The sequence below is a fragment of the Wenzhouxiangella marina genome (assembly GCF_001187785.1).
GTDB lineage: Bacteria > Pseudomonadota > Gammaproteobacteria > Xanthomonadales > Wenzhouxiangellaceae > Wenzhouxiangella > Wenzhouxiangella marina.
In genome coordinates, this window is the sequence record NZ_CP012154.1 from 505,642 (window position 1) to 529,739 (window position 24,098).

The 24,098-nt window shown below is 66.4% G+C and carries 24 protein-coding genes and 1 pseudogene; 7 read left to right on the forward strand and 18 right to left on the reverse strand.

Features of this window, described 5'->3' with window-relative positions; genetic code table 11:
• The gene (locus tag WM2015_RS02130) at positions 1–273 is read left to right on the forward strand and encodes an acylphosphatase (protein ID WP_049724487.1); all 273 of its coding nucleotides are present in this window, start codon (positions 1–3) and stop codon (positions 271–273) included.
• Between the two features lie 222 nt (positions 274–495).
• Here the strand turns inward: WM2015_RS02130 and WM2015_RS02135 are convergent, their stop codons facing one another.
• From WM2015_RS02135 to rpsB, 16 genes and pseudogenes are all read right to left on the reverse strand, one after another.
• Positions 496–1,752 (reverse strand): DUF4785 domain-containing protein, encoded by a 1,257-nt coding sequence (locus WM2015_RS02135; protein ID WP_049724488.1) that lies wholly within the window; start codon positions 1,750–1,752, stop codon positions 496–498.
• A 12-nt stretch (positions 1,753–1,764) separates the two neighbouring features.
• Positions 1,765–2,550 carry a hypothetical protein gene (locus WM2015_RS02140; RefSeq protein ID WP_211260952.1) on the reverse strand — a complete coding sequence of 262 codons (786 nt, stop codon included), beginning with the start codon at positions 2,548–2,550 and terminating at the stop codon, positions 1,765–1,767.
• A 295-nt stretch (positions 2,551–2,845) separates the two neighbouring features.
• The gene (gene rnhB, locus WM2015_RS02145) at positions 2,846–3,421 is read right to left on the reverse strand and encodes a ribonuclease HII (RefSeq protein ID WP_049724490.1); all 576 of its coding nucleotides are present in this window, start codon (positions 3,419–3,421) and stop codon (positions 2,846–2,848) included.
• Positions 3,414–4,556 (reverse strand): lipid-A-disaccharide synthase, encoded by a 1,143-nt coding sequence (gene lpxB, locus WM2015_RS02150; RefSeq protein ID WP_049724491.1) that lies wholly within the window; start codon positions 4,554–4,556, stop codon positions 3,414–3,416. The genes rnhB and lpxB overlap by 8 nt, the downstream gene beginning before the upstream one ends.
• Before the next feature lie 6 nt (positions 4,557–4,562).
• A complete protein-coding gene (lpxA, locus tag WM2015_RS02155; RefSeq protein WP_049724492.1) occupies positions 4,563–5,333 on the reverse strand; it encodes an acyl-ACP--UDP-N-acetylglucosamine O-acyltransferase in 771 nt (256 codons plus the stop codon).
• Positions 5,330–5,797: a 3-hydroxyacyl-ACP dehydratase FabZ gene (gene fabZ, locus WM2015_RS02160; RefSeq protein WP_049724493.1), complete on the reverse strand. Its 468-nt coding sequence runs from the start codon at positions 5,795–5,797 to the stop codon at positions 5,330–5,332. Before fabZ ends, lpxA begins: the two co-directional genes overlap by 4 nt.
• 18 nt (positions 5,798–5,815) lie before the next feature.
• Positions 5,816–6,844, reverse strand: coding sequence for a UDP-3-O-(3-hydroxymyristoyl)glucosamine N-acyltransferase (gene lpxD, locus WM2015_RS02165; RefSeq protein WP_049724494.1), 1,029 nt, complete (start codon positions 6,842–6,844; stop codon positions 5,816–5,818).
• Positions 6,841–7,434: an OmpH/Skp family outer membrane protein gene (locus tag WM2015_RS02170; RefSeq protein WP_082169357.1), complete on the reverse strand. Its 594-nt coding sequence runs from the start codon at positions 7,432–7,434 to the stop codon at positions 6,841–6,843. The genes lpxD and WM2015_RS02170 overlap by 4 nt, the downstream gene beginning before the upstream one ends.
• 12 nt (positions 7,435–7,446) lie before the next feature.
• Entirely contained in the window at positions 7,447–9,900 is a 2,454-nt protein-coding gene (gene bamA, locus WM2015_RS02175; RefSeq protein WP_049724496.1) for an outer membrane protein assembly factor BamA, read from the reverse strand.
• Positions 9,901–9,964: 64 nt separating this feature from the next.
• Positions 9,965–11,335 (reverse strand): RIP metalloprotease RseP, encoded by a 1,371-nt coding sequence (gene rseP / locus WM2015_RS02180; RefSeq protein ID WP_049724497.1) that lies wholly within the window; start codon positions 11,333–11,335, stop codon positions 9,965–9,967.
• Between the two features lie 100 nt (positions 11,336–11,435).
• Positions 11,436–12,284, reverse strand: a complete 849-nt coding sequence (locus tag WM2015_RS02185) for a phosphatidate cytidylyltransferase (protein ID WP_049724498.1) — start codon at positions 12,282–12,284, stop codon at positions 11,436–11,438.
• On the reverse strand, positions 12,277–13,005 hold the full coding sequence (uppS, locus tag WM2015_RS02190; protein ID WP_281173128.1) for a polyprenyl diphosphate synthase: 729 nt from the start codon (positions 13,003–13,005) through the stop codon (positions 12,277–12,279). Before uppS ends, WM2015_RS02185 begins: the two co-directional genes overlap by 8 nt.
• Before the next feature lie 5 nt (positions 13,006–13,010).
• The gene (frr, locus tag WM2015_RS02195) at positions 13,011–13,568 is read right to left on the reverse strand and encodes a ribosome recycling factor (protein WP_049724500.1); all 558 of its coding nucleotides are present in this window, start codon (positions 13,566–13,568) and stop codon (positions 13,011–13,013) included.
• A gap of 89 nt (positions 13,569–13,657) precedes the next feature.
• Positions 13,658–14,371: a UMP kinase gene (pyrH, locus tag WM2015_RS02200; RefSeq protein WP_049724501.1), complete on the reverse strand. Its 714-nt coding sequence runs from the start codon at positions 14,369–14,371 to the stop codon at positions 13,658–13,660.
• 29 nt (positions 14,372–14,400) lie between these two features.
• The gene (tsf, locus tag WM2015_RS02205; protein WP_049724502.1) at positions 14,401–15,270 is read right to left on the reverse strand and encodes a translation elongation factor Ts; all 870 of its coding nucleotides are present in this window, start codon (positions 15,268–15,270) and stop codon (positions 14,401–14,403) included.
• A gap of 314 nt (positions 15,271–15,584) precedes the next feature.
• Positions 15,585–16,382: pseudogene (rpsB, locus tag WM2015_RS02210) on the reverse strand (30S ribosomal protein S2); the annotation flags it as partial.
• Between the two features lie 388 nt (positions 16,383–16,770).
• On the opposite strand from rpsB, the gene trhO reads away from it, so the two are divergent.
• Together trhO and WM2015_RS02220 are read left to right on the forward strand one after the other, a co-directional pair.
• On the forward strand, positions 16,771–17,691 hold the full coding sequence (gene trhO, locus WM2015_RS02215) for an oxygen-dependent tRNA uridine(34) hydroxylase TrhO (protein WP_049724503.1): 921 nt from the start codon (positions 16,771–16,773) through the stop codon (positions 17,689–17,691).
• A complete protein-coding gene (locus WM2015_RS02220; protein ID WP_082169359.1) occupies positions 17,688–18,812 on the forward strand; it encodes a mechanosensitive ion channel family protein in 1,125 nt (374 codons plus the stop codon). The genes trhO and WM2015_RS02220 overlap by 4 nt, the downstream gene beginning before the upstream one ends.
• A gap of 39 nt (positions 18,813–18,851) precedes the next feature.
• On the opposite strand, the gene WM2015_RS02225 is transcribed toward WM2015_RS02220, so the two are convergent.
• Both WM2015_RS02225 and WM2015_RS02230 read right to left on the reverse strand, forming a co-directional pair.
• Complete coding sequence (locus WM2015_RS02225) at positions 18,852–20,549, reverse strand: proline--tRNA ligase (protein WP_049724505.1); 1,698 nt, start codon at positions 20,547–20,549, stop codon at positions 18,852–18,854.
• A gap of 143 nt (positions 20,550–20,692) precedes the next feature.
• Positions 20,693–21,175, reverse strand: a complete 483-nt coding sequence (locus WM2015_RS02230) for a DUF4124 domain-containing protein (protein WP_169751070.1) — start codon at positions 21,173–21,175, stop codon at positions 20,693–20,695.
• Positions 21,176–21,298: 123 nt separating this feature from the next.
• On the opposite strand from WM2015_RS02230, the gene pssA reads away from it, so the two are divergent.
• The 4 genes from pssA to WM2015_RS02250 are packed head-to-tail and all read left to right on the forward strand — an operon-like array spanning position 21,299 to position 23,972.
• Positions 21,299–22,084 carry a CDP-diacylglycerol--serine O-phosphatidyltransferase gene (pssA, locus tag WM2015_RS02235; RefSeq protein ID WP_049726945.1) on the forward strand — a complete coding sequence of 262 codons (786 nt, stop codon included), beginning with the start codon at positions 21,299–21,301 and terminating at the stop codon, positions 22,082–22,084.
• Positions 22,071–22,517: a DNA polymerase III subunit psi gene (locus WM2015_RS02240; RefSeq protein ID WP_156200756.1), complete on the forward strand. Its 447-nt coding sequence runs from the start codon at positions 22,071–22,073 to the stop codon at positions 22,515–22,517. Before pssA ends, WM2015_RS02240 begins: the two co-directional genes overlap by 14 nt.
• 1 nt (position 22,518) lies before the next feature.
• Positions 22,519–23,007 (forward strand): ribosomal protein S18-alanine N-acetyltransferase, encoded by a 489-nt coding sequence (gene rimI, locus WM2015_RS02245; RefSeq protein WP_049724508.1) that lies wholly within the window; start codon positions 22,519–22,521, stop codon positions 23,005–23,007.
• Positions 23,007–23,972, forward strand: a complete 966-nt coding sequence (locus WM2015_RS02250) for a carbon-nitrogen hydrolase family protein (RefSeq protein WP_049724509.1) — start codon at positions 23,007–23,009, stop codon at positions 23,970–23,972. Before rimI ends, WM2015_RS02250 begins: the two co-directional genes overlap by 1 nt.
• Positions 23,973–24,098: the final 126 nt, after the last annotated feature.

The following is a 24,098-nucleotide window of genomic DNA, read 5'->3' on the forward strand; positions in this document are numbered from 1 at the left end:
ATGGCCGAGACCCGCCGCTGGCGCATCGAAGGCCGAGTGCAGGGCGTGTTCTTCCGTGCCTCCACCCGGCGCCAGGCCGAGCCCCTGGGCCTGAGCGGCCACGCCATCAATCTGGCCGACGGCGCCGTCGAAGTCCTGGCTCACGGCGAGGCTGCTGCACTCGATGCGCTGGAAGCCTGGCTGAGCAAGGGGCCGGCAGCGGCGCGGGTCGATCGGGTCGAGTCGCTGGACCCGGGGTCGGCCATCCCATCACCCGGCTTCAGAACGGGCTGAGGCGGCCAGGCGTCGGGATCGCTCCTGAACTCAGTCTCCGGGCGAGCTCAGGGCCCCGGTTCTGCCTATGGACTTGAATGAACCCAAGGCATCGAAATCAATCTGCGCTCATCTGCGCAATCTGTGGTTCAATCCCTTCTTTATATGGCTGAGTGTCATGCGCAAAAAAAACCGGCGACCCGAAGGTCGCCGGCGGCCCCTTGTCCGTTCGGACGGAGTGGATTAGCGAGCGATGTGCAGGGCGCGCTCGCGCTGTTCGAGCAGGTACATGCGGCCCTGGTCCAGCAGCATCAGATTGCGCACCTCGTAGGGCGCGCTCAGACCACTGCTGCGCAGCAGACCGGCATCGACGTCGAGCTGGATGCTGCCACGGCCGGCGCCGAGCACGGCGGCGGACTGGACGAAGGCCAGCGGCTCGAGCTGACCCCGGGCATTGGTGCCGTAGACCTCGGCATTGACCTGATAGCGGCCCGAAGCGATGGTCTCGACTCCGAGGTTCAGGTTCAGACCCGCCGAACGGCCCTTGGAGACCGCACCGTTGAAGCGGGCAATCGCCGGGGCGATGTTCAGGGCCAGGCTCAGATCACGACGGACGGTCACGCCATTGACTTCCGTCTCGGCATAGACGCGCGCTTCGTACAGGCCGGCACCCGGCTGCATGCGGGCAGCCATCGGTGCGGCAGCGATCGTCAGCTGGCCGTTGCGAGCGTGGCCCAGGGGCCAGGTCTGGGCGGCATCCGGGCTGACCAGCACGGCCTGCACCGAACGCGCAGAGACGCTCTGGCGAGCGTTGCCGATGCCGAGATCGAAGGTCAGGGCCTCACCGCTCAGGAAGTTCTGGCGCGGAAGACTGAGGGTTGCGACCCATTCGCTGTTCGGCTCGTGCACGTGGATGACCAGGGCCTGATCCTGCGGCAGGCCGCCATGGCTGAGCTGCAGCTGACCCGCCGAGCTGTCGCGGCCGAGGCGGAAGGCCAGGCTGTCTTCCGGTACCCGCATGCCCTGATCCCGCAGATCGCGGCCCGTGGCCACATTGCCCTGACCGAAGTCAGCGCTGATGGGGCGGCCGTTCATGTTCAGGCGAAGCGCCGCCGGATCGAGCGAAAGGCGTGAACCCGACTCGAGCGCGGAGACGCGAATGACCGCGCCCGGTGCGCTCAGCGGCAGCTCCACGCCGCGCGCCAGCTCGGCACCGGTCACATCGACGAAGTAACCGCGGCTCGTGGCCTGCGGACGATCGCCTTCGGCCGGGGTCGGACCGCCGTTGAAGGGGCGGCCCTGGAGCGCCTGCTCGGGGCCCCAGGCGAAGTTGATGGGTGCGCTCTCATGATGCAGGCTGGCCGGCAGGTTGCGCGCGCTGCGCTCGAGCTGGCTGGCCTGGAGATCGTTGTTGCCAGCCGGGAGCCACTCGACCTGTGCCATGGCGATGGTCGACAGGGCCAGCAGGCTGGTAAGAGTCAGTGTCTTGATGAGTTTCATGTGGCCTCCGGTTCAGATGTCGTTGCGCAGAATGACGTCGAGATTGAAGCAGTCGCGTCGGCTCTGGTGGTGCGAGAGCTTGCGACCGCTCTGGGTCCGCTGGTAGTCGTAGAACCACAGCGAGCCCGCGCCGTTCTGGCTCGAACATTCGAGAAAGCCATCGGAGCAGGAATTCAGCCAGGCCTGGGTGATCGCCAGACCGACCTGGTACTGGTAGCCACCGCAGTAGGACGCGCCGTTCCAGATGGCCGCGTGGACGTCGCTCCCCACGACGTTCCAGAAGCCCTTCGGAAGCGACGGGCGGCCCGAGGTGCCGAGCAGCCAGGTCGAGTTGTAGTACTGCATCCAGCTGGTCTGCTGCATGCGGACTGCGTCGCTCTGGTAGCCGAGCAGCCAGCCGAGCGAGGCCTCGAAGATGTTGCCGGACATGACCGCGTCGGCCAGCGGCGTGCCGAGGCTCGACGGGGCCAGGGCGTTGACCCAGCGGATGGAGTTGATGACGGTCGGGTAGCGGCTGTCCCAGGTCGGGTTCGACATGATCCAGCGCATCACGTTGCCACCATTGGAGTGGGTCAGCACCACCAGGTCGGTGATGTTGCGGCTGGTGATGAAGCTGTGCAGCTGGCCGGCCAGGCAGCCCGCGGCCTGCGAATCCCACATGTACTGCTCGAAATCGCAGTTGATGACCACGTAGTTGGCCTGGTTCGGCAGGCCCTGACGGACCGAGTTGACCATGTCACTGGTCCAGTAGTCGGCCAGTGCATTGGTCTGTTTGCCGGTTCCGTGGACGAAGGCCACTCCCGTATTGGCCCATACGGAACCGAATGTTGTCAGCAAGACTAGAAGGCAGACTGCCTTGGCAAGTCGAAACATGATTGGTTTTCTCCTCTTGGTTTAGCGGTTTACAGCCCCTCGGCAGAGGAATATAGAAGAAAGTGTGACGAAGTGCAAATTTGCACTTGATCTCTGTGTTCGGATGTGCGAAAAGCGCGCCGATTTCTGACCGGGTTGAGGCCATGGGCCGTCCCGGCAGGCACGGTGCGCGGCGAGCCGCGCGCCCTGCCATGGCGTCTCGGAGGGTGGTCAGTTCGGTTCAGAACAGGCGGTTCTGGACGACCGGGCGGAAGCTCTGGCGGTGGGCCGGACAGGGGCCGTGCTGCTCCAGGGCGGCCAGGTGGGCGGCGGTCGGATAGCCCTTGTGGCGGGCGAAGCCGTAGGCCGGGTAGCGGGCGTCCAGCTCGACCATCAACCGGTCGCGGTGGGTCTTGGCAATGATGCTGGCCGCGCCGATCGCCGAGTCGCTGGCGTCGCCGCCGACGATGGCCTGGGCCGGCACGGCCAGCTGGGGCAGGCGATTGCCATCGATGCGGACCAGGTCCGGGCTCGGGTCGAGCTGTTCGACGGCCAGGCGCATGGCCACGAAGGTCGCCTGGAGGATATTGATCCGGTCGATCAGGTCCGGCTCGGCCAGGCCGATGCCGACGGCCAGGGCCCGGTCGAGGATGGCCTCGGCCAGCGCTTCGCGTTTCCTGGCCGACAGGGCCTTGGAATCGGCCAGGCCGGGAATCGGCCGGCGCGGGTCGAGGATGACGGCGGCGGCGACGACGGGCCCGGCCAGCGGACCGCGGCCGGCTTCGTCCACGCCGGCGATGCGGATCGGCTCAGGCATGCCCGAGGTGCGCAAGGATCGCGTCGGCGGCGCGGGCCCCGGCGCCGCGGGCCAGGGTGTCGGCCCATCGGGCGGACTGTTCGCGATAGGCCTCGACCCGTGCCGGATGCTCGAGCCAGTGCTGCGCCTCCTTGCTCAGGCGCTCGGCCGTGGCCTCGTGCTGCAGGCATTCCGGGACCAGGGCCTGTCGGGTCAGGATATTGGGCAGGGAGACGTGCTGGCTCTTGACCAGACGCAGCGCTCTGGCCATTGCATAGGTCGATGGCGCCAGCCGGTAGTACACGACCAGCGGGCAGCCGAGCAGGAAGGCTTCCAGGGTGACCGTGCCGGAGGCGGCGATGGCGAGGTCGGCCGCGCGCAGCCCCAGGCGGGTCTGCCCGATCAGGATTCGAAGGCCAGCCTGTTCCATCGCCTCGCCGGCCAGCTCGCTCATCAGGGCCCGGTCCTGCTCGCGGGCGAGCAGCAGGGCCAGTTCGCTGGCCGGGTGCCGGGCCCGAAGCCGCAGTGCCGTTTCGCCGATCAGCCTGGCATGGCGGCGGAGTTCACCGCCACGGCTGCCGGGCAGCAATGCGATCAGCGGGGACGATTCGCTGAAGCCCAGCGTCTTGCGGGCCGCCTGGCGATCAGGGACCTTGGCCAGCTCGTCGGCCAGATGATGGCCGACGAACTCGGCCTCGAGGCCATGAGGTCGGTACAGCTCGGGCTCGAAGGGGAACAGGGTCAGCAGCAGATCGAGGGAGCGGGCGATCTTCGGAATCCGGCCAGCGCGCCAGGCCCAGACCGACGGAGAGACGTAGTGCATCGTCGTGACGCCGCGTTTTCGCAGGCGACGGGCCAGGCCCAGGTTGAAGTCGGGTGCATCGACGCCGATGAAGGCGTCGGGCTGCCAGGCCAGGATCCGGCGACTGAAGTCTCGCCTCAGACGCAGCAGGCGGGGCAGGTGGGCGATGACTTCGCTCAGGCCCATGACATTGAGTTCGTCGAGATCGAACCAGGCCTCGACCCCGGCTCGTTGCATGGCCGGACCAGCTAGACCGGCCAGTTCGATCGTGGGAACCCGGCGTTTGAGTTCGAGCGCCAGGTCGGCGGCGATCTGGTCTCCGGAGGTCTCTCCGGCACAGAGCACCAGTTTCATGCCTGCCTAGCGCAGCAGGCCGCGCTGGCTCGCCTCGGCGGATTCGATCATCGCCGCGATGGCGGGTTGCTCGGGCAGGCGCTGCCGAAGCAGTTCGAGGGCTTCGTCGCGCTTCAGGCCGCTGCGGTAGATCGTGCGGTAGGCGTCGCGAATGTGGCGGATGTCCTCGGCGCTGAAGCCGCGCCGCTTGAGGCCTTCTGAATTGATGCCACGAGGCCGTGGCGGCTGACCGGAGACCATGACGTAGGCCGGCACGTCCTGATTGACCCCACCGTACATGCCGAGGAAGGCGTGGTCGCCGATCCGGCAGAACTGGTGGGCGCCGGAATAACCGGCGAAGATCACCCAGTCGCCGACGATGACGTGGCCGGCCAGGGTGGCGCCATTGGCCATGATCACGTTCGAGCCGACCTGGCAGTCGTGGGCGATGTGGCAGTACGCCATCAGCCAGTTGTTGTCCCCAAGACGAGTCACGCCGCCGCCATCGGCCGTGCCGCGGTTGATGGTGACGTACTCGCGGATCGTGTTGCCTTCGCCGATTTCCAGCGATGACTCTTCGCCATGGTACTTCTTGTCCTGCGGTTCCTCTCCGATCGAGGCGAACTGGAAGATCCGCGTGTTCGCGCCGATGCGCGTGCGCCCGGTGACGACCACATGCGGTCCGATCCAACAGCCGGCGTCGATCGTGACCTCGGGCCCGATGATGCTGAACGGCCCGATCTCCACATCCTCGGCGATCGAGGCGCCGTCTTCGATGATGGCGCTGGCGTGGATCATTTCGCGCTTGCAGGCCGCGCCGCGCAGAGAATCTCGGCGCTGGAGGCGGTCTTGCCATCGACCAGGGTGGTGGCGGTGTACAGCCCCATGCCCCGCATCAGCCGCTTCTGCTCGACCTCGAAGATCAGCTGATCGCCCGGGACGACGACGCGGTTGAAGCGTGCCTTGTCGATCTTGACCAGGTAGTAGAGCTGCTCCTCGGCCTGCTCGGCTTCGCGGGCCAGATGAGCCAGGCAACCGGCCGCCTGGGCCATGGCCTCGAGGATCAGCACGCCGGGCATGACCGGGTGGCCCGGGAAATGGCCCTGGAAGAAGGGCTCGTTCATGGTCACGTTCTTCAGCGCCCGGATGCGCGGCGGGGCGTCCAGGTGGTACTCGAGTACCCGGTCGACCAGCAGAAACGGGTAGCGATGCGGTAGCAGGCCGAGAATGGTCTCGATATCGATGGGAGTCTGTTCGCTCATGCCTTCGTCTTCGTCAGTTCAACGGCCCTGGCCGTCGATGGATTTCTCCGCCGATCGCAGTCGTCGGAACCAGCCGTCCAGCTGGCCCAGGCGAACCAGGACGCGCTGCCACTGGCGCTGCGGTCGAGCCGGAATGCCCGAGCCGTACTGGCCCGGTTCGGTGATGGATTCCAGCACCGTGCTCATCGCGGTGATGACCACCTTGTCGGTGATCTGCAGATGGCCGGCGATGCCGCAGGCGCCTGCGATCATGCAGTAGCGTCCTACGGACGTGGAGCCGGCGATGCCGGTGCAGCCGGCGATCGCCGTGTGCGCGCCGATGCGTACATTGTGGGCAATCTGGACCTGGTTATCCAGACGCACGTCCTCTTCGAGAACGGTGTCTTCGATGGCGCCACGGTCGATCGTGGTGTTGGCGCCGATCTCGCAGTCGGCACCGATCCGCACCCGCCCCATCTGCGGCACCTTGATCCAGTGATCGCGCTCGAAGGCCAGGCCGAAGCCGTCCGCGCCGATGACGACACCGGGGTGAATCAGCACCCGCTCGTCCAGCCGGCACTCGCGGCCGATGAAGACCTGCGCCACCAGGCGGCAGTCGGCACCGATCTCGGCGTCGTCTTCGAGCACGCAGCCGGGTCCGATGATGGCTCGCGGGCCGATTCGGCAGTGCTCGCCGATGCTGACCTGGGCGCCGATGCTGGCGCTCGGATCCACCGAGGCCGAGTCCGCCACGACGGCGCTCGGATGTCGACCGGGTGTAGCGGCGGGTGCCGGGTTCAGGTGGGCGGCAATGTGCGCCCAGGCCACGTAGGGGTCGCGGCTGATCAGGGCGTTCCCCGGGCAGCGCTCGGCCTGATCCGCGGCCACGATCACCGCGCCGGCGCGCGTGTCGGCGAGCTGGCCGATGTAGGCCGGGTTGGCCAGAAAAGCCAGGTCTTCCGGCCCGGCGGCGGCCAGCGTGGCCAGGCCGCGGATGCGGTGCGCGGCGTCCCCGCGGAGCTCGAGCTCGAATCGCTCGGCCAGTTCGCCAAGGGTCCTGTGGGTCACGGCGTCTCTCCCGCGGCGGTCGCGCCAGACTCGAAGTCCGCCTCGAGCCAGGCGAGGATTCGAGGGGTGATGTCGATTCGCTCGGAGGCAAAGGCCACCGGGCTGGTCAGAATGAGGTCGAAACCACCCTCTTCGGCCACCTGGCTGATGGCGATCTGGATGGCGTCTTCAATGTCCTTGCGTTCGGCATTGGTGCGGAAACGAAGTTCCTGGGCCAGGTCCTCGCGACGCCGTTCGATGGAGCGCTGCAGGTTCCTGATCTGCCGCTCCAGGCTCTGACGTTCTTCGGAACCCGGGTTCTGGATCTCGAGCATCTGGCGATTGAGCGAGTCCAGCCGGGCCTCGTCGGCCAGCAGGGCCTCGTTACGGGGCCGGAACTCGACGTCCAGGGCCTCGCGTGCGGCGATCAGCTGCGGTGCGCTGTCAAACAGGCGCACCATGTCGACGAAGCCGATCCTCAGATTCTCCTGGGCCTGCAGTGACCAGCCGGCGAGGAGCCCGCAGACCAGCACCATCGCCCGGCCCGCTCGGAGCGGGCCCGGGGCTGGTCGGCCGCGGCGGGCAATCGGCGTGGTCATGGCAGCAGGCATGCAACATTCAGGTCAGAAGAACTGGCCGAAGGTGAACTGCAGGGATTGGGTGTCGTCCCCGTCCAGCTTGCGGATCGGCCGCGCGAGGTTGATGATAATCGGTCCCACGGGTGCCCGCCAGGTCAGGGCGATGCCGGCAGAGGCGCGGATCAGGTCCGTATCGAAGCTGTCCCAGTCGCGATAGACGTTGCCGGCGTCGATGAACAGGGCCAGACGCGTGCCACTGGACTCGACGAAGGGCAGCGGGAAGGCCAGCTCGAGACCGGCGGCGACCTTCAGGTCCCCACCCACGGACCGGCAGAATTGATCCTTCGGTCCGAGCGAGTTGTCGTCGAAGCCGCGGATATCCGACACGCCACCGCCGTAGTAGTGCTCGTAGAAGGGCAGGCCGGCGTCGAAGGTCACGACCTCGTCGATCAGACAGGTGCGGCGATTGCCTTCGACGATCTCCGGGTCGATCGGCTCGATGCCGAGTTCCGCATCGTAGTTGTCGTAGGCATCCCCGTAGCTCAGGTCGCCACGCAGGCCCAGCGCCCAGGTGTCGCCGATCGGCCAGTACTTGCGGAAGCGGTAGCTGAGTTTGAAGAACTCACGCGTCGAGCCGGGCAGGGCGACCTCGGCGGTCAGGCGGTTGAGGGAGCCCCGCGTCGGGTTCAGGTAGTGGTTCCGGCTGTCCCGCGACCAGGTGCCGTCGAGACGGAAGGTGGTGATGCGACGCTCGCTGCTGGACAGCAGCCCGTCGCCGTCCTCATCGAGGGAGATGCCCAGCGGGCGATCGCCCGGAATCTGCAGGATCCACTCCTCGATCGGGGCGTCCGGGTTCTCGGGCGGCGGGCCGAAGAAGCCGGGAAGGTTGATGTCGACGCGCTGCGCGGAGGCGCCGAAGCGCAGGAAGTCGAGCTCGGTCACCGGGAAGCCGAAGTTCAGGCCGGCGGCGGCCTGGCTGGTCGAGAAGGAGGCGATGTTGTTCGACGAGCGGCCCAGGGTGTCGAACTCGCTGTAGCGCAGGAAGTATCCGGCCGAGACGCCGTCATCGGTGAAGTACGGGTTGGTGTAGCTGAAGCCCGCCTGGGTCAGGATGCGGCTGCGCTGGACCGAGAAGCCGACCTTGCGGCCCGAGCCGAGGAAGTTGTCCTGCTCGACGGCCACGGACAGGATGATGCCCTGGAACTGCGAGTAACCGAGGCCGACCTGGAAGCTGCCCGAGGGCTGCTCCTCGACGGAGACCATGATGTCGACCTGGTCATCACTGCCGTCGACGGGCGTGGTCTCGAAGTTGACGTTGTCGAAGTAGCCGAGGCGTTCGAGGCGCTGGCGCGAGCGATCCAGGGCCAGCTGCGAGAACCAGGCGCCCTCGAACTGGCGCATCTCGCGGCGCAGCACTTCGTCCTTGGTCTGGGTGTTGCCGGTGAAGTTGATGCGGCGGACGTAGACGCGCTTGCCGGGCTCGATGAAGAAGGTCAGGGACACTTCGCGGGTGTCGCGATCGACCCGCGGCATCGGATTGACGTTGGCGAAGGCGTAGCCGATGTTGGAGAGCAGGGCGGTGATGCCCTCCATGCTGCTTTCCATGTCCCGGCGCGAGAAGGTGTCGCCGGGCTCGACGCGGATCAGGCGCCGGAGGGTTTCTTCGGGCAGGATCAGTTCGCCGGTCAGCTGCACGTCGCTGATCCGGTAGACCTCGCCCTCGCGCACGTTGGCGGTGATGTAGATGTCCTGCTTGTCCGGACTGATCGAGACCTGGGTCGATTCGATGGCGAAATCGATGTAGCCACGATCGAGGTAGTAGGAACGCAGGGACTCGAGGTCCCCGGACAGCTTTTCGCGGGTGTAGCGATGATTGTCGCGCCAGAAGTACAGGCTGCGGCGATCGTGGGATTCGAAGTCGTCGCGCAGTTCGTCCTCGTCGAAGGACTCGTTGCCGACGATGTTGATGTGGCGGATGCGGGCCTGCTTGCCCTCGTCGATGAAGATCGACAGGTTGACCCGGTTGCGGGCCAGGCGGGTGACGCGAGCATCGACTTCTGCCGCGTAGTGGCCGCGACTGTGGTACTGGCGAACGAGCTCCTGCTGGACGCGATCGAGTTCGAGCTGGTTGAAGATCTCGCCTTCGCTGATGCCGATGCCGGCCAGGGCGGGCATCAGGTCTTCGGTCTTGATCTGGCGGTTGCCGGCGATCGCGATGTCCGAAATGGCCGGCCGTTCCTCGACCGTGATGACCAGCACATTGCCTTCGCGGGTCAAGGTGATGTCGTCGAAGAAGCCGGTGCGGAACAGATCACGGATCGTCGCGCGGCTCATGGCCGGGTTCATCGTATCGCCGACCTCGACCGGGATGAAGCTGAACACGTTGCCTTCGGAGATCCGCTGCAGACCGTCCACGCGAATGTCGTCGATGCGAAAGGTGTCGGCGGCCAGCGGCGCCGCGAGCACGGACAGGAGGAGCAGAAGGCAGAGCTTGTTCATGAAAAACCTTGAATTCAGTCGTGCGTGGGCATCCCGAGCGGGCTCGGGTCGGGCCCCGCGAAGTTTAGGTGAAGACACGTAATATATCGTTAAATATGGCCAGACTCATCAGACTGACCACCAGCAGCAGGCCCAGGTACTGGCCCATGATCTGCGTTCGCTCCGAAACCGGCGAGCCTTTCAGGATCTCGATGAAGTAGTAGAGCAGGTGTCCGCCGTCGAGCATCGGGATCGGCAGCAGGTTGATGATGGCCAGCGACAGGCTGATCAGGCCGAGAAAGAACAGGAAGCGGGAAAAGCCCAGGCGCGCCGAGGAATGGGCCATCTGGGCGATCGTGATCGGACCGGACAGGTTGCTGAGGGACGCCTTGCCGGTGATCATCCGGCCGAGAATGCCCAGCGTGGCCGCGGTCAGGCGTCCCGTTTCGGCGACGGATTCGCCGGCTGCGTCGATCGGGCCGAGTTTGAGCACGGTGAAGCTGCGCTCGAAGCGTGCCTGCAGCGCCTCGTCGGGCGGCGGGGCCTGGATGCCCAGCACGGCACGGCCTTCGTTCAGTTCCGGCGTGATGTCGATCTGCCATTCGCGGCCGCCATTCTCGAGCGCGAGTGTCAGCGGCAGGAGCTGCCCTTCGGCCCCCAGCGCCTGCTCGGGGATGAGTCGGGCGACCGCCTGCCAGCCGTCGACGGGCACACCGTTGATGCTGAGGATGCGATCGCCGGCCGACAGGCCTGCGCGGGCGGCCGGTGAGTCCGCGCTGACCTCGCCGATCACCGGCGGCAGGTCCGGTCGCCAGGGCGAAAGGCCCAGATGCTCCAGGGTGTTTTCTTCGTCGAAGTCCGCGCCCAGTCGGTCGAGCGGCAGCGCCACGGAACGGCGGTCGCCATCGAGCTCCTCGACCGTCAGTTCGATCGCGCGGCGGTCGAGTGCCGGCGGAATCAGGCTGAGCAGGGTGTGGGTCCAGGTCTCGACGCGCTGCCCATCGACCTCGACGATCAGATCGTCCTCGTGCAGCCCGGCTTCCGTGGCCATGCCCTGGGTCGGACCGAGCACCGGGCGAGTTTCGGGGATGCCCACCACGAACATCAGCCAGAAGGCGGCCAGGGCGAAGATCAGATTGAACGCCGGTCCGGCCGCGACGATGGCGATGCGCTGGCCCACGGGCTTGCGGTTGAAGGCCTGCTCGCGCTCGCCCGGGTCGACCGGGCCTTCGCGTTCGTCGAGCATCTTGACGTAGCCGCCGAGCGGAATCGCGGCGATCTGGTACTCGGTGCCATCGGCGGCCTTTCTCGACCACAGGGCCTGTCCGAAGCCCACCGAGAAGCGCAGCACGCGCACGCCGCAGCGTCGGGCCACCCAGTAGTGTCCGAACTCGTGAAAGGTGACCAGTAGCCCGAGGGCAACGATCAGCCAGAAGATGGGGCCCAGTATGTCCATTCGTTCCGTTGTCGTGATGGATCGACGCGCACTTGCCCGCCGGCCAGGGTCTTGATTTCAGTCCGTATTGTATCGGCAACGCCCAGGGCGATTGGTTCGATCAGCTGCCCAGCTGCGCCACGGCGATGACGAAGAAGGGCAGGGCGGCGCCGAGGCTGTCGAAGCGATCGAGAATGCCGCCGTGGCCGGGCAGCAGGTTCGAGCTGTCCTTCAGCCCCCGCTGGCGCTTGAGCAGGCTGATGAACAGGTCACCGCCGACCGAGATCCATGCCAGCACTGCCGCCACGAGGGCCGCGATCATCGGTCGGAACGGTGCATCCGGCAGCAGGGCTGCGGCCAGGGCCGTGACCAGGATCGTGGCCACCAGGCCACCGGCCACGCCGGACCAGGTCTTGCCCGGGCTGATGCGGGGTGCCAGCTTGGGGCCGCCGACGCTTCTACCCGTGAAGTAGGCGCCGACGTCGGCCGCGGCGATCAGCAGCATCAGGAACAGCACCAGCCAGGGCGAGCGCGCCTGCAGCCAGCTGATCGCCAGCCAGGCACCCAGCAGGATCAAGGTCAGGACCAGCAGCTTGAAGAGGGTCATGCCCGATCGAGGCTGCCCACCCCATTTGGGGCCCGCCAGCCAGAGGAACAGCAACAGCCACATGCCGGCGATGGCGCCGAGCAGGCTCGGGATCACGATGGGAAGGGTCGGGATCTGCAGGGGCAGCGAGGGCAGCAGCCCCAGCGAGGCACCGAGTGCCAGTCCGATCAGCAGGAGGGCGGCGCCGAAACCGTGGCAGGCGACCGGCGAGTCCAGCCCGGCCAGCCGGGCAGCCTCCCAGCCGCCGATGCCCAGCAGCACCGCGGCGGCGACCAGGGCGAAGCCCGTGACGGGTAGCGCGAACAGGGCCAGCAGGCCGAAGGTCGCGATCAGCAGGGCGGTGATGACCCGGGTCTTAAGCATTCTGCACCTGGCCCAGTCCGCCGAATCGGCGGTCTCGGCCAGCGAAGTCGCGCAGGGCCTCGTCGACGTGCTCGGCGGAGAAGTCGGGCCAGAGCACCTCGGTGAAGTACAGTTCGGTGTAAGCCAGTTGCCAGAGCAGGAAGTTGGACAGGCGACGTTCGCCGCCGGTGCGGATCAGCAGGTCCGGTTCCGGTCCATCGCCGAGATCCAGGTGCTGATTGAAGATCGACTCGTCGATCTCCTCCGAGCGAAGCTGGCCTGCGCGGACGGATTCGGCCAGGCGCCGGGCGGCGCGGACGATGTCGGCGCGGCCGCCGTAGTTGACGGCCACGTTGAGGGTCAGGCGCTGGTTGTTTTCCGTGCGCTTCTCGGCGCGGCGCATGCCGTCGCGCAGCGCGGCGTTGAAGGCGGAGCGGTCGCCGATGAAACGGATCCGCACGCCGTGTTCGTCGAGTTCGCGCACTTCCCGGGTCAGGGCGCGCATGAACAGCTCGAGCAGCTGCTTGACCTCCATCGCCGGACGACGCCAGTTCTCGCTGGAAAAGGCGTACACGGTCATGTAGGGGATGCCGTGTCGGGCGATCGCCTCGACCGCCCGCCGCAGCGCATCGCTGCCGGCCTGGTGACCGTGCGATCGGGGCTTGCCCTGGCGGGCGGCCCAGCGGCCATTGCCGTCCATGACAATGGCCACGTGACGTGGCAATGGAGTCGAGGCAGTCACCGGCGTCAGATTTCCATCAGCTCCTTTTCCTTGACCGCAACCAGCTCATCGACCTTGCCCACGTGCTCGTCGGTGATCTGCTGGACCAGGGTCTCGCCCCGGCGGACATCGTCCTCGGTCAGTTCCTTTTCCTTCAGGAAGTCCTTGAGCTGCGAATTGGCGTCGCGACGGATGTTGCGGATCGCGACCTTGGCCTGCTCGCCTTCGGCGTGCACGACCTTGACCAGGCTGGCGCGGCGCTCTTCGGTCAGGGCCGGCAGGGGGACGCGGATATTGGCGCCCGAGGTCGCCGGGTTCAGGCCCAGATCGGAGGTCATGATGGCCTTCTCGATCTTGGCCACCATCGACTTGTCGAAGGGCACGACGCTGAGCGTGCGCGCGTCTTCGGCGTTGATGTTGGCCGCCTGGTTCAGCGGCACTTCCGAGCCGTAGTAGTCGACCGTGATGTGTTCGAGCAGGCTGGGATGGGCGCGGCCGGTCCGGATCTTGGCCAGTTCAACCTTGAGTGCTTCGACGCTCTTGCCCATCCGGGCCTGGGCGTCTTTCTGGATGTCGTTGAGCATGAACCACCTCGTGGTGCCGTCGGAATGTGGATAACTGGCGAATTGTAGCGGCACCGGCGCCCGGCTGCAGCCCGGCGGCGCGGAGAGGGTCAGCTGACCAGGGTGCCGACGCTTTCGCCGCGAATCAGTCGATCGAGATTGCCCGGCTGGTTCAGGTCGATGATGCGGATCGGCATCGACTGATCCCGACACAGCACGATGGCATTGGTGTCCATGACCGCCAGCTTGCGTTCGATCACCTCGTCGTAGCTGAGCTGTTCGTAGCGCTCGGCATCCGGGACCAGCTCGGGGTCGGCCGAGTAGATGCCATCGACCTTGGTGGCCTTGATCATCAGGTCGGCCCCGATCTCGATGGCGCGCAGGCTGGCGGCGGTGTCGGTGGTGAAGAAGGGGTTGCCGGTGCCGGCGGCGAAGATGACCGCGCGGTTCTTCTCCAGGTGGCGGACGGCACGCCGGCGGATGTAGTCCTCGCAGACCTCTCTGACCGAGATGGCCGACATGACGCGGGTCGTCACGCCGGCGCGCTCCAGCGCGTCCTGCAGTCCGAGGGCGTTCATCACCGTGGCCAGCATGCCCATGTGGTCGCCGGTGATCCGGTCGATGCCGGAGGCGGCCAGGCCCTTGCCGCGAAAGATGTTGCCGCCGCCGATGACGATGCCGATCTGGACGCCGGCATCGACCACCTCGGCCACCTCGCGCGCGATGCGCGAGCTGACCTTGGGATCGATGCCGTAATCCAGTTCGCCCAGGAGGGCTTCGCCGCTGACCTTCAGCAGAATGCGCCGAAACGTGGTCTTGCTCATGACTCTCCCCTCCTGGACTGGTTGCTGGATCAGCCGCCGCGCGCCTGCTGCATCACTTCGGCGGCGAAATCGCTTTCTTCCTTCTCGATGCCTTCACCGACTTCCATGCGAACGAAGCCGATCACCTTGGCGCCCTGCTTCTTGAGCAGCTCACCGACGGTCACATCGCCATCCTTGACGAAGGGCTGGCCGGTCAGGGTGATTTCGGCCAGGTGCTTCTTCAGGCGACCCTGCACCATCTTCTCGATGATATCAGCTGGCTTGCCGCTGTCGGCGGCCTGGGCAATGAGGATGTCCTTTTCCTTCTCCATCACCTCGGCGGGCACGTCTTCGGCATCCCGGAAGGCCGGGTTCAGCGCGGCCACGTGCATGGCGATGTCGCGCGCCAGGTCTTCGTTGCCGCCTTCCAGGCCGACCATCACGCCGATGCGGCCGCCGTGGATGTAGGTGCCGACCACGCCGTCGCCGGCTTCCATGTGCGCCAGACGGCGAACCTGGACGTTCTCGCCGACCTTGGCGACCAGCTGCTGGCGCGCGTCTTCGACGCTGCTGCCGCTGGCCATGGCAGTGGCGTTCAGGGCATCGACGTCGGCTGCATTGACGGCCAGCGTGGCGACTTCTTCGGCGAAGGCGCGGAAGTTGGAGTCCTTGGCCACGAAGTCGGTTTCGCTGTTGACCTCGACCAGCACGCTGCGACCGCCTTCGGTGGCGTCCAGCACCGCGCCTTCGGCGGCAACGCGAGCCGACTTCTTGTCGGCCTTGGCGAGACCGGACTTGCGCAGGTGTTCGATGGCGGCATCCATGTCACCGCCGGTCTCGACCAGCGCCTTCTTGCATTCCATCATCCCGGCGCCGGTGCGCTCGCGGAGTTCCTTGACTTGTGCTGCAGTAATGCTCATGGCGATTCTCTATCCAGATGTTCGTTGAAAGCTGCGGGCCGCGACCTGTCCGGGCGCTGCCCTTGAATCCAGGCGGTGGACCGGACGTCCACCGCCTCGTCCGAGTGGCCTTACTCGTCGTCGGCCGGCTTGGCGGCGGCCTTTTTCTTGGCGGCCTTCTTCTTCGAAGTCTTCTTCTTCTTCGGAGCTTCGGCAGCCTTTTCTTCCGTCGCGTCCTCGGCCTTCGCCTCGGCGGCCTCTTCAGCCGGGGCTTCTTCAGCTGCTTCAGCCTCTTCAGCCGGCTTGGCGGTGGCCTTCTTCTTGGCGGCCTTCTTGGTCACCTTGGAGGCGGTCTTCTTCTTGGCCGGGGCCGGCGTCTCGGTGGCCTCGACCGGGTTGCCATCGGCGTCCAGTTCGACGAACTCGTCCGCGTCACCGGCCGAAACCGGGGCGGAAGCACGGCCTTCGAGGATCGCGTCGGCGGCCAGCTGAGCGTAGAGGCGCACCGAGCGGATGGCGTCATCGTTGCCCGGAATCACGTAGTCGATGTTTTCCGGCGAGTGGTTGGTGTCGACCACGGCGACGACCGGAATGCCCAGCTTGCGGGCTTCGGCGACGGCGATCGACTCATGGCCCACATCGATGACGAACAGGGCGTCGGGCAGACCGTTCATGTTCTTGATGCCGCCCAGGCTGCGCTCGAGCTTGTCGCGCTCACGAGTCAGCTGCAGCACTTCCTTCTTGACCAGGCGGTCGAAGGAACCGTCGGTTTCCATCTGCTCGAGTTCCTTCAAGCGGTTGATGGACTGACGCACGGTGCGGAAGTTGGTCAGCATGCCGCCGAGCCAGCGGTGCGAGACGTAGGGGCTGTTGCTGCGCGCGGCCTCTTCGGCCACGGCCTGACCGGCAGCGCGCTTGGTGCCGACGAAAAGCACCGTGCCGCGACGGCTGGCCAGACGGCTCAGGAAGTCCAGCGACTCCTTCAGCAGGGGCAGGGTCTTTTCGAGGTTGATGATGTGGATCTTGCCACGGGCGCCGAAGATGAACTGCTCCATCTTGGGGTTCCAGTAGCGGGTCTGGTGACCGAAGTGCACGCCAGCTTCGAGCATCTGGCGCATGGTGACGTTAGGCATGATCTTGTCCTTCGCGATCGTGGACATGGCCGCCGCGACCCGTCGGCCGAGCTGGCCGGGATATCGGGTTCGAGATGCGACAGGCGCGATGTCCGGGGTTTAAGCCTCCGCCCGTCCCGGATCTGCGAACCGTTTCGATCCCATCCGATGGGCCAGCGTCGTGGCCATTCGAGAGGGATCTGGCGGCAACCCCGCGATCCTTGATGACGAGCGTGTGTTTTGTGATCGCCCGACCCCGCTGGGCCGAACAAATCCGGTCAAGTATAGCAGGTGGGTGCGCATCAATGGAAGCCTGGGCTGAGCTTCGGTGCGACCGGGCCTCCGGGCCGGGGACTCTTCTATAATCTGAGGCTCCTTCAGCCTGGCGCCCGCGCGCTTCATCAAGACCATGGTCGAACTGCTTTCCGCCTACCAATTCGTCGAGCTCGCCGACCTCCCGCTGCTGCGCGAGCGACTGAAGGTCCGGGCCGAGTCCGCCGGCCTCAAGGGCACGGTGCTGATCGCCCCCGAGGGCATCAACTTCAGTCTGGGTGGTGAGCGCGAGGCGCTCGATGCCTGGTTGGACTGGATCGCGACCGAGGTCGGTGTCGATGCGCCCGTATTGAACTGGCAGGCGGTCGAGGTGGTGCCCTTTCTGCGCCTGAAGGTCCGGATCCGTCCCGAAATCATCACCTTCGACCCGAGCCTGATTCCCGGGCGGGCCCCGACGGGCCGTTCGCTCAGCCCGCAGGATTGGCACGAGCTGCTCGGCCGCGCTGATGTGCAGCTGGTCGATACGCGCAATGACTACGAATACGCCCTGGGAACCTTCGAAGGCGCGGCGGACCCGGACATCGAGCGCTTTACCGAATTCGGAGACTGGGCCCTGGCCAACCTCGAGCCCGAGCGGCCCGTGGCGATGTTCTGCACGGGCGGTGTCCGTTGCGAGAAGGCCAGCGCCTGGCTGCTGGAACGCGGCTACCGCGAGGTCTACCAGCTCGATGGGGGCATCCTCAACTATCTGCGCGAGATTCCTGCCGAGCAGTCGCGCTGGGTCGGGGAGTGCTTCGTCTTCGACGATCGGGTCAGCGTCGACCATTCGATGCGCCCGACCGGACGACCGGTCTGCGCGGGCTGCCGACGGCCCGCCGAGGGTCTCGAGCCCGACGGCATGCCGCCCGTCGACGCATCGGGCCAGTGCCAACTGTGTTCCGAGCGCTTCGATGCCGCTCGTCTGTCCGGGCTGCGTGAACGCGTCCGCCAGATCGCTCTGGCAAGATCGCGTGGCGAACAGCACCTCGGCCCGCAGACCACGGAGACGGACGCATGAATGAGCTTCCAGCGCACGCGCAGGCACCGGCCTGGTTGCCCGAGGCCCTGACCGGCGCCTGGAACGTACTGGCCACCTATCCGATCGTGCTGGCCCTCGTGGTGTTCGTGGTCGGCCTGGGGCTGGCCGTGATCGGGCGGAGCTTCGTGCTCCATTGGGGCGGGAAACTGACCGCCAGGACGCGCAACGGCCACGACGAGAAACTCCTGCGCATCATGGCCAACCTCACGGCCTTGATCGTGGGCTACGTTTCCCTGGTGGCCGCCGTGCAGGTGCTAGGGCTCAATGAACGGGTCGAGCAGATCATCATCCGGGTGCTGATGAGCATCCTGATCCTGCGCATGATGGTTTCGGCGATGCGGGCAGCCCACGTCGGTCTCGCCATCCTCGGCCAGCTGCGTGACCGCTTCAGGATCGTCGAGGAGCGGACGCTGCCCCTGTTCGATCTGGTCGCGACGATCGGCATCGTCGGGGCGGCGGCCTACGCCCTGCTGATGGTCTGGAAGATCGACCCCACCGCCTGGCTTGCCTCGGCCGGCGTGGTCGGGATCGCCGTGGGCTTCGCGGCGCGCGACACCCTGGCCAATCTCTTCGCGGGCTTCTTCATCATCGCCGATGCGCCTTACAAGCTCGGCGACTACATCGTGCTCGATTCCGGCGACCGGGGCGAGATCACCAAGGTCGGTATTCGCTCGACCCGGATGCTGACGCGCGATGACGTCGAGATCACCGTTCCGAATTCGGCGATGGCCAATGCCAAGGTCTACAACGAGTCGGGCGGCAAATGGGTCAGGTTCCGGATTCGCCTGAAGGTCGGCGTGGCCTATGGCTCGGACGTCGATGAAGTCGTCGAACTGCTCGAGGGCGTGGCCCGCGAACATGACAATGTCTGCAAGGATCCGGATCCGAGGGTGCGCATGCGTGGCTTCGGCGACTCCAGCCTGGATTTCGAACTGCTGTGCTGGGTCAACCACCCCTCGGAGCGTGGCCTGGTGACGCACGAGCTCTACATGGACATCTACAAGGCTCTGGGCCGGGCCGGCATCGAGATTCCCTTTCCGCAGCGCGACGTCTGGATGCGCGAGGCGCCGCAGAGCGCCTCGGAACGAGGCGCGGACTGATCGCCTAGGGTTCTGCAGTGGAGCGGCGCCCGACCTTGGTCAGGCGAACAGCCCCAGCACCGCGTCGAGCGCGATCTCCTTCTGCTCGCCACCGCGCCGGCGATACTCGATGACGCCATTGTCGAGGCCGCGATCGCCGATCACCAGCACATGGGGGACCCCGATCAGTTCGGCATCGGCGAACATCACGCCGGGCCGCAGCGGGCGATCGTCCAGCAGTACCTCCTTGCCGGCTGCCTGCAGCTCGGCGTAGAGCTCGTCGGCGGTCTCGCGGACGCGGTGCGATTTCTGATGGTTGAGCGGCAGGATCAGCACGTCGAAGGGGGCAACCGGTTCGGGCCAGATGATGCCGTTCTCGTCGTGGTTCTGCTCGATGGCGGCCGCCACGATGCGCGAGATGCCGATGCCGTAGCAGCCCATGATCGGGTGCTGGCCGCGGCCGTTCTCGTCCATGATCACGGCGTTCATCGCCTTGGAGTACTTGTCGCCGAGCTGGAAGATGTGGCCGACCTCGATGCCGCGGATCAGCTCGATGTGGCCGGAGCCGTCCGCGGCCGGATCGCCGGCCTGGACCTTGCGCAGATCGGCCACCTCGGGCAGCGGCAGATCGCGCTCCCAGTTGATGCCGACGTAGTGGAAGCCATCTTCGTTGGCCCCCGCGGAAAAGTCGCTCATGAGCGCCACGCTGCGGTCGATGACCAGCGGCAGCTCGAGGCCGATCGGGCCCAGGCTGCCGGGTCCGGCGCCGATCGCGGCACGGATTTCTTCCTCGCTGGCCATGCGCAGGGGGGCGGCGACCTGGGGGAGCTTCTCCGCCTTGACCGCGTTGAGTTCGTGATCACCACGAATCATCAGCGCCACCAGCGAAACCCCCTGGTCTTCCGACGCTTCGACGATCAGGGTCTTGACCGTCTTCTCGATCGCCTGGCCATGCTGTTCGACCAGATCGGCGATGGTCCGGGCGTTCGGCGTGGCGATCTTCTCCATCGCCTGGGTGGGGGCTGCACGCTCGCCGACGGCGATCGCTTCGGCCAGCTCGACGTTGGCGGCGAAGTCCGTGCCCGGGACGTGAGCGATCTCGTCTTCCCCGGAATCGGCCAGCACGTGGAATTCGTGCGAGACGGCGCCGCCGATGGCGCCCGAGTCGGCGGCCACGGCCTTGAACTTCAGACCCAGGCGCTCGAAGATCCGGCTGTAGGTCTGGTACATGACCTGGTAGAAGCGATCGAGGCAGTCCGCGTCCATATGGAAGGAGTAGCCATCCTTCATCAGGAACTCGCGCGCGCGCATCACGCCGAAGCGCGGGCGGATCTCGTCGCGGAACTTGGTCTGGATCTGATAGAAGCAGATCGGCAGCTGCTTGTAGGAGCGAATCTCGCCGCGGGCGAATTCGGTGATCACTTCCTCATGGGTGGGACCGAAGGCGAACTCGCGGCCGGCCCGGTCCGTGATCTTGAGCAGCTGGGCGCCGAACTGGTCCCAGCGGCCGGTCTCTTCCCAGAGCTCGGCGGGCTGGACCGCCGGCATCAGCATTTCGAGGCAGCCCGAGGCATCCATCTCCTCGCGGACGACGGCCTCGACCTTGCGCAGCACCTTCAGGCCCAGGGGCGTCCAACTGTAGATGCCGGAGGTGAGCTTGCGGATCATGCCGGTGCGCAGCATCAGCTGATGGGATGCGATTTCGGCATCGGCGGGAACTTCCCGCTGGGTGACGAGGTGGAACTGACTGGTTTTCATCGAGGCTGAATCCGAAAGGCGCCAAAACGCGCCATTCTATCAGGCGGGGGATGCTTGGATCGGTTCGGGAGTCGGCTGGAACAGCCGGCGCTGCCGGCCATGAGCAGGGCTGCGATCGGATCGGATGGATGCGCCCTTGCGCTTCAGCACCACTCGGTGATGAAGGCCCGGGTTTCTTCGATCAGTCGCTGGCGTTCCTCTTCACTGATCACCCGTCGATTGCCTTCCTCGTCTTCGGTGGACAGGCGCGTGCGCTCGGTCAGCCACATCAGATTCTCGCGTGCCTGTTCACAGCGCTCCGCGACCAGCTCGGGATCCGGGGCTTCTGCGGCGATCTGCGGAATTTCCGGTAGCGTGCCGAGTTCGGCAGCATCGGCACGGTCTCCACCCTCCTCACTCTCCCCAACCGTGCGGGGCGCCACATCGGTGGTCCGGCGAGTGCGAACGTCGAGACGCTGGTAATTGACGTTTTCAGGGGGCTGCGTGGAGAAATGCGTCACCCCGTCCTCGTCGACCCACTTGTAGATTTCATCCTGAGCGTGTGCAGGCAGGGCGGTGAAGGCCAGACCCATCAGCAGGAAGCCCAAGGTGGCCAAGCGAGATTTGAACGGTGAGATCGCTTTCATTGAAATTCGAACTCCAGTCATCAAGCCCTTGTCGATGCGGCAACTGTGCCTCAAACGGCCAGGGCGCGCAAGTCGTCACGGGCGATGCTATCCTTCGCCAGCAATGAATCCGAGCGAGCTGCCGTGACCGATTCCAATCCGCGCCGGGGCCTGGCCCGAGGCGCCTTTCTGCTGCCCAATGCGCTGACGACCGGCGCCTTGATGGCCGGCTTCTACGCCATCATCGCGGCGATCGGCGATCAGCCGGTGGCGGCCTGTGTGGCGGTGGTCATCGCCGGCATGCTCGATGGCGTCGATGGGCGGGTCGCGCGCCTGACCAACACCCAGTCCGACTTCGGCGTCCAGTACGACAGCCTGTCCGACATGGTCTCCTTCGGGATCGCGCCGGCCATTCTGGTCTTTACCTGGGTCCTCGACGGGCTTGGCCAGCCCGACACCGTGGCCGACAAGCTCGGCTGGCTGGGCGCCTTCTTCTATGCCGCCTGTGGGGCGCTTCGACTGGCCCGATTCAACACCCAGGCCGGGGTGGCGGACAAGCGCTATTTCCAGGGCCTGGCCAGCCCTGCCGCGGCCGGGACGATGGTCTCGACGATCTGGTTCTGCGAGAGTCGAGCGATCGATCCGGAACTCGTTGCCTGGCCGATGTTCCTGCTGACCGTGGCCCTGGGCACGCTGATGGTGTCGCGGGTTCGCTACTTCAGTTTCAAGGCCTGGCCGATTTCCGATCGCGTGCCCTTCGCCTGGATCTTCCTGGTGCTGGTCGTGCTGGTGATGCTCGCGGTCGACCCGCCCGCCGTGTTGTTCACCATCGGCATGGTCTACCTCATTTCGGGCCCGCTGTTGACCGCGCGGGGCCGTTACCAGCAGCGACGCCGCCGGCGCCGCGAGGGCCGTGATGACCCGGCTTGATGTCCGTGCGGCCCAGCGCCTTGCCGCGATGGGCATCGATCGCTGGGAGCGGCGGCCGTCCGCGGTTCCGCCCGAGGTGGTCGCGGAGGACATCGATGAGGCGCGGATTCGTCTGCTCTCCGGTCATGGCGAATGGGTACTGGTTCAGCAGAAGCCCTGGCGAGGTGAGCACGAAGCCCTGTTGTCCGATATCCAGGCCTTGCTGGGCGCCGACCGTTGCCGGTTCGGGCAGTGGGCCGAAGCCGGGCAGGCCGGCGTGGGTCCGGCCGAGATGCAGGCCCGCGGCGTGGCAAGGGTGCTCAGTTTCGGCCCGCCGATCGAGCCGCTGGACTGGTCCAATCTCATCGAAGTGCCTGCCCTGGATGCGCTGGCCTCGGATGCCGAGGCTCGGCGCGAACTCTGGCGGCGGCTGGCGCCGGTATTGAGCGACTGACATGGTCGCGGTTCTGAGTCCCGAGCCCTTCATCCGGGAAATGCGCCGGCAGGACATCGCACGAGTGCTCGCCATCGAGGAAGCCAGCTACGAGTTTCCCTGGACGCGCGGCATCTTCGCCGATTGCCTGAGGGTCGGCTATCGCTGCAAGCTGCTCGAACTCGAGCAGAGCCCGGCGGCCTACGCCATCGTCTCGCACGCGCTCGACGAGGCGCACCTGCTCAATCTCTGCGTGGCCGGCGAGTTCCGTCGCCGCGGCCTCGCCCGCATTCTGCTCGGGCAGGTGATCGCCGAGATGCGCATCGTCGGGGCCGCGCGGCTGTTTCTGGAAGTTCGCCCGAGCAATCAGGGTGCGCTGCGCCTGTATGAATCGATGCGCTTCCGGCGCATCGGCCGGCGTCCGGGCTACTACCCGGCCCACGAGGGACGCGAAGATGCCCTGGTCATGGTCCATCACCTCGATGAGGACGGCTTGGAGTCCGCCGACTGATGCGCGTCGCTGCCGCTCAGATCGCGCCGGTCTGGCTGGACCGCGAGGCCACGCTGGCGCGGGTCATCGAGCAGATCGATCAGGCGGCCGTTCGCGGCGTGGAGCTGGTCGCTTTCGGTGAAACCCTGGTCCCCGGCTATCCGTTCTGGGTCGAGCGCACCGATGGTGCTCGCTTCGACAGTGCGCTGCAGAAGGATCTCTTTGCCTGCTACGTCGATCAGGCCGTCTGCATCGAGTCCGGTCACCTGGACGGCGTCTGTGATGCGGCCCGGCGCAACCGGATGGCCGTGGTCCTCGGCGTCCTTGAACGCCCGGCCGATCGTGGTGATAGCGTCTATGCCTCGGCCGTGTACCTGGGGCCGGACGGGCGCATCGGCTCGGTGCACCGAAAGCTGATGCCGACCTACGAAGAGCGCCTGGTCTGGGCGATCGGGGATGGCGCGGGTCTGCGCACGCATCGTCTCGGCGACTTCACGGTCGGCGCGCTGAACTGCTGGGAGAACTGGATGCCCCTGGCCCGGGTGGCGCTCCAGGCCCAGGGTGAGGACCTGCACGTCGCGATCTGGCCGGGCAATGCCCGCAATACTCGTGAAATCACCCGTTTCATGGCCCTGGAAGGTCGAAGCTACGTGCTGTCCGCCTCCGGCCTGATGCGCCGCGAGGACTTGCCCGAGGGCCTGCCCCACGGGGATCGCCTCGAGGAGGCCGCTCGGGACATGCCATGGGCGGCAGGCGGGTCCTGCCTGGCCGGCCCCGACGGGCGCTGGCTGATCGAACCCGATGAGACGACCTGCGGTCTGCTGGTGGCTGACATCGATTCGCGCCAGGTCCGCCGCGCGCGGCAGAACTTCGACCCCAGCGGCCATTATTCCCGCCCCGATGTCTTCCAGCTCCAGCTCGATCGCCAGCGCCAGACCCTGCTGGCCCCGATCGATCCTGACGATCCCCGGACGCGCGAGAACTGATCGGCGTATTGCCGGTCTGAAGCCCCGATCCGGGGTCCTGTAGATCACCTGAGGCCCATGTCCAGAGCCGCCGCGATCGGCGCTCGGGGCATCGATTTCCTGTTCGTCCATGACCTTCGGCACATC

Bases quoted from the DNA above. Each gene is read 5' to 3' on its own strand.
- WM2015_RS02250 (WP_049724509.1), top strand. From the start codon at position 23,007: ATGCGCGTCGCTGCCGCTCAGATCGCGCCGGTCTGGCTGGACCGCGAG.
- WM2015_RS02220 (WP_082169359.1), top strand. From the start codon at position 17,688: ATGAATGAGCTTCCAGCGCACGCGCAGGCACCGGCCTGGTTGCCCGAG.
- WM2015_RS02230 (WP_169751070.1), bottom strand. From the start codon at position 21,175: ATGAAAGCGATCTCACCGTTCAAATCTCGCTTGGCCACCTTGGGCTTC.
- rseP (WP_049724497.1), bottom strand. From the start codon at position 11,335: ATGGACATACTGGGCCCCATCTTCTGGCTGATCGTTGCCCTCGGGCTA.
- tsf (WP_049724502.1), bottom strand. From the start codon at position 15,270: ATGAGCATTACTGCAGCACAAGTCAAGGAACTCCGCGAGCGCACCGGC.
- bamA (WP_049724496.1), bottom strand. From the start codon at position 9,900: ATGAACAAGCTCTGCCTTCTGCTCCTCCTGTCCGTGCTCGCGGCGCCG.
- WM2015_RS02135 (WP_049724488.1), bottom strand. From the start codon at position 1,752: ATGAAACTCATCAAGACACTGACTCTTACCAGCCTGCTGGCCCTGTCG.
- trhO (WP_049724503.1), top strand. From the start codon at position 16,771: ATGGTCGAACTGCTTTCCGCCTACCAATTCGTCGAGCTCGCCGACCTC.
- lpxB (WP_049724491.1), bottom strand. From the start codon at position 4,556: ATGAAACTGGTGCTCTGTGCCGGAGAGACCTCCGGAGACCAGATCGCC.
- rimI (WP_049724508.1), top strand. From the start codon at position 22,519: ATGGTCGCGGTTCTGAGTCCCGAGCCCTTCATCCGGGAAATGCGCCGG.
- pyrH (WP_049724501.1), bottom strand. From the start codon at position 14,371: ATGAGCAAGACCACGTTTCGGCGCATTCTGCTGAAGGTCAGCGGCGAA.
- rnhB (WP_049724490.1), bottom strand. From the start codon at position 3,421: ATGCCTGAGCCGATCCGCATCGCCGGCGTGGACGAAGCCGGCCGCGGT.
- fabZ (WP_049724493.1), bottom strand. From the start codon at position 5,797: ATGAGCGAACAGACTCCCATCGATATCGAGACCATTCTCGGCCTGCTA.
- WM2015_RS02185 (WP_049724498.1), bottom strand. From the start codon at position 12,284: ATGCTTAAGACCCGGGTCATCACCGCCCTGCTGATCGCGACCTTCGGC.
- WM2015_RS02240 (WP_156200756.1), top strand. From the start codon at position 22,071: ATGACCCGGCTTGATGTCCGTGCGGCCCAGCGCCTTGCCGCGATGGGC.
- WM2015_RS02170 (WP_082169357.1), bottom strand. From the start codon at position 7,434: ATGCCTGCTGCCATGACCACGCCGATTGCCCGCCGCGGCCGACCAGCC.
- lpxA (WP_049724492.1), bottom strand. From the start codon at position 5,333: ATGATCCACGCCAGCGCCATCATCGAAGACGGCGCCTCGATCGCCGAG.
- WM2015_RS02130 (WP_049724487.1), top strand. From the start codon at position 1: ATGGCCGAGACCCGCCGCTGGCGCATCGAAGGCCGAGTGCAGGGCGTG.
- frr (WP_049724500.1), bottom strand. From the start codon at position 13,568: ATGCTCAACGACATCCAGAAAGACGCCCAGGCCCGGATGGGCAAGAGC.
- WM2015_RS02225 (WP_049724505.1), bottom strand. From the start codon at position 20,549: ATGAAAACCAGTCAGTTCCACCTCGTCACCCAGCGGGAAGTTCCCGCC.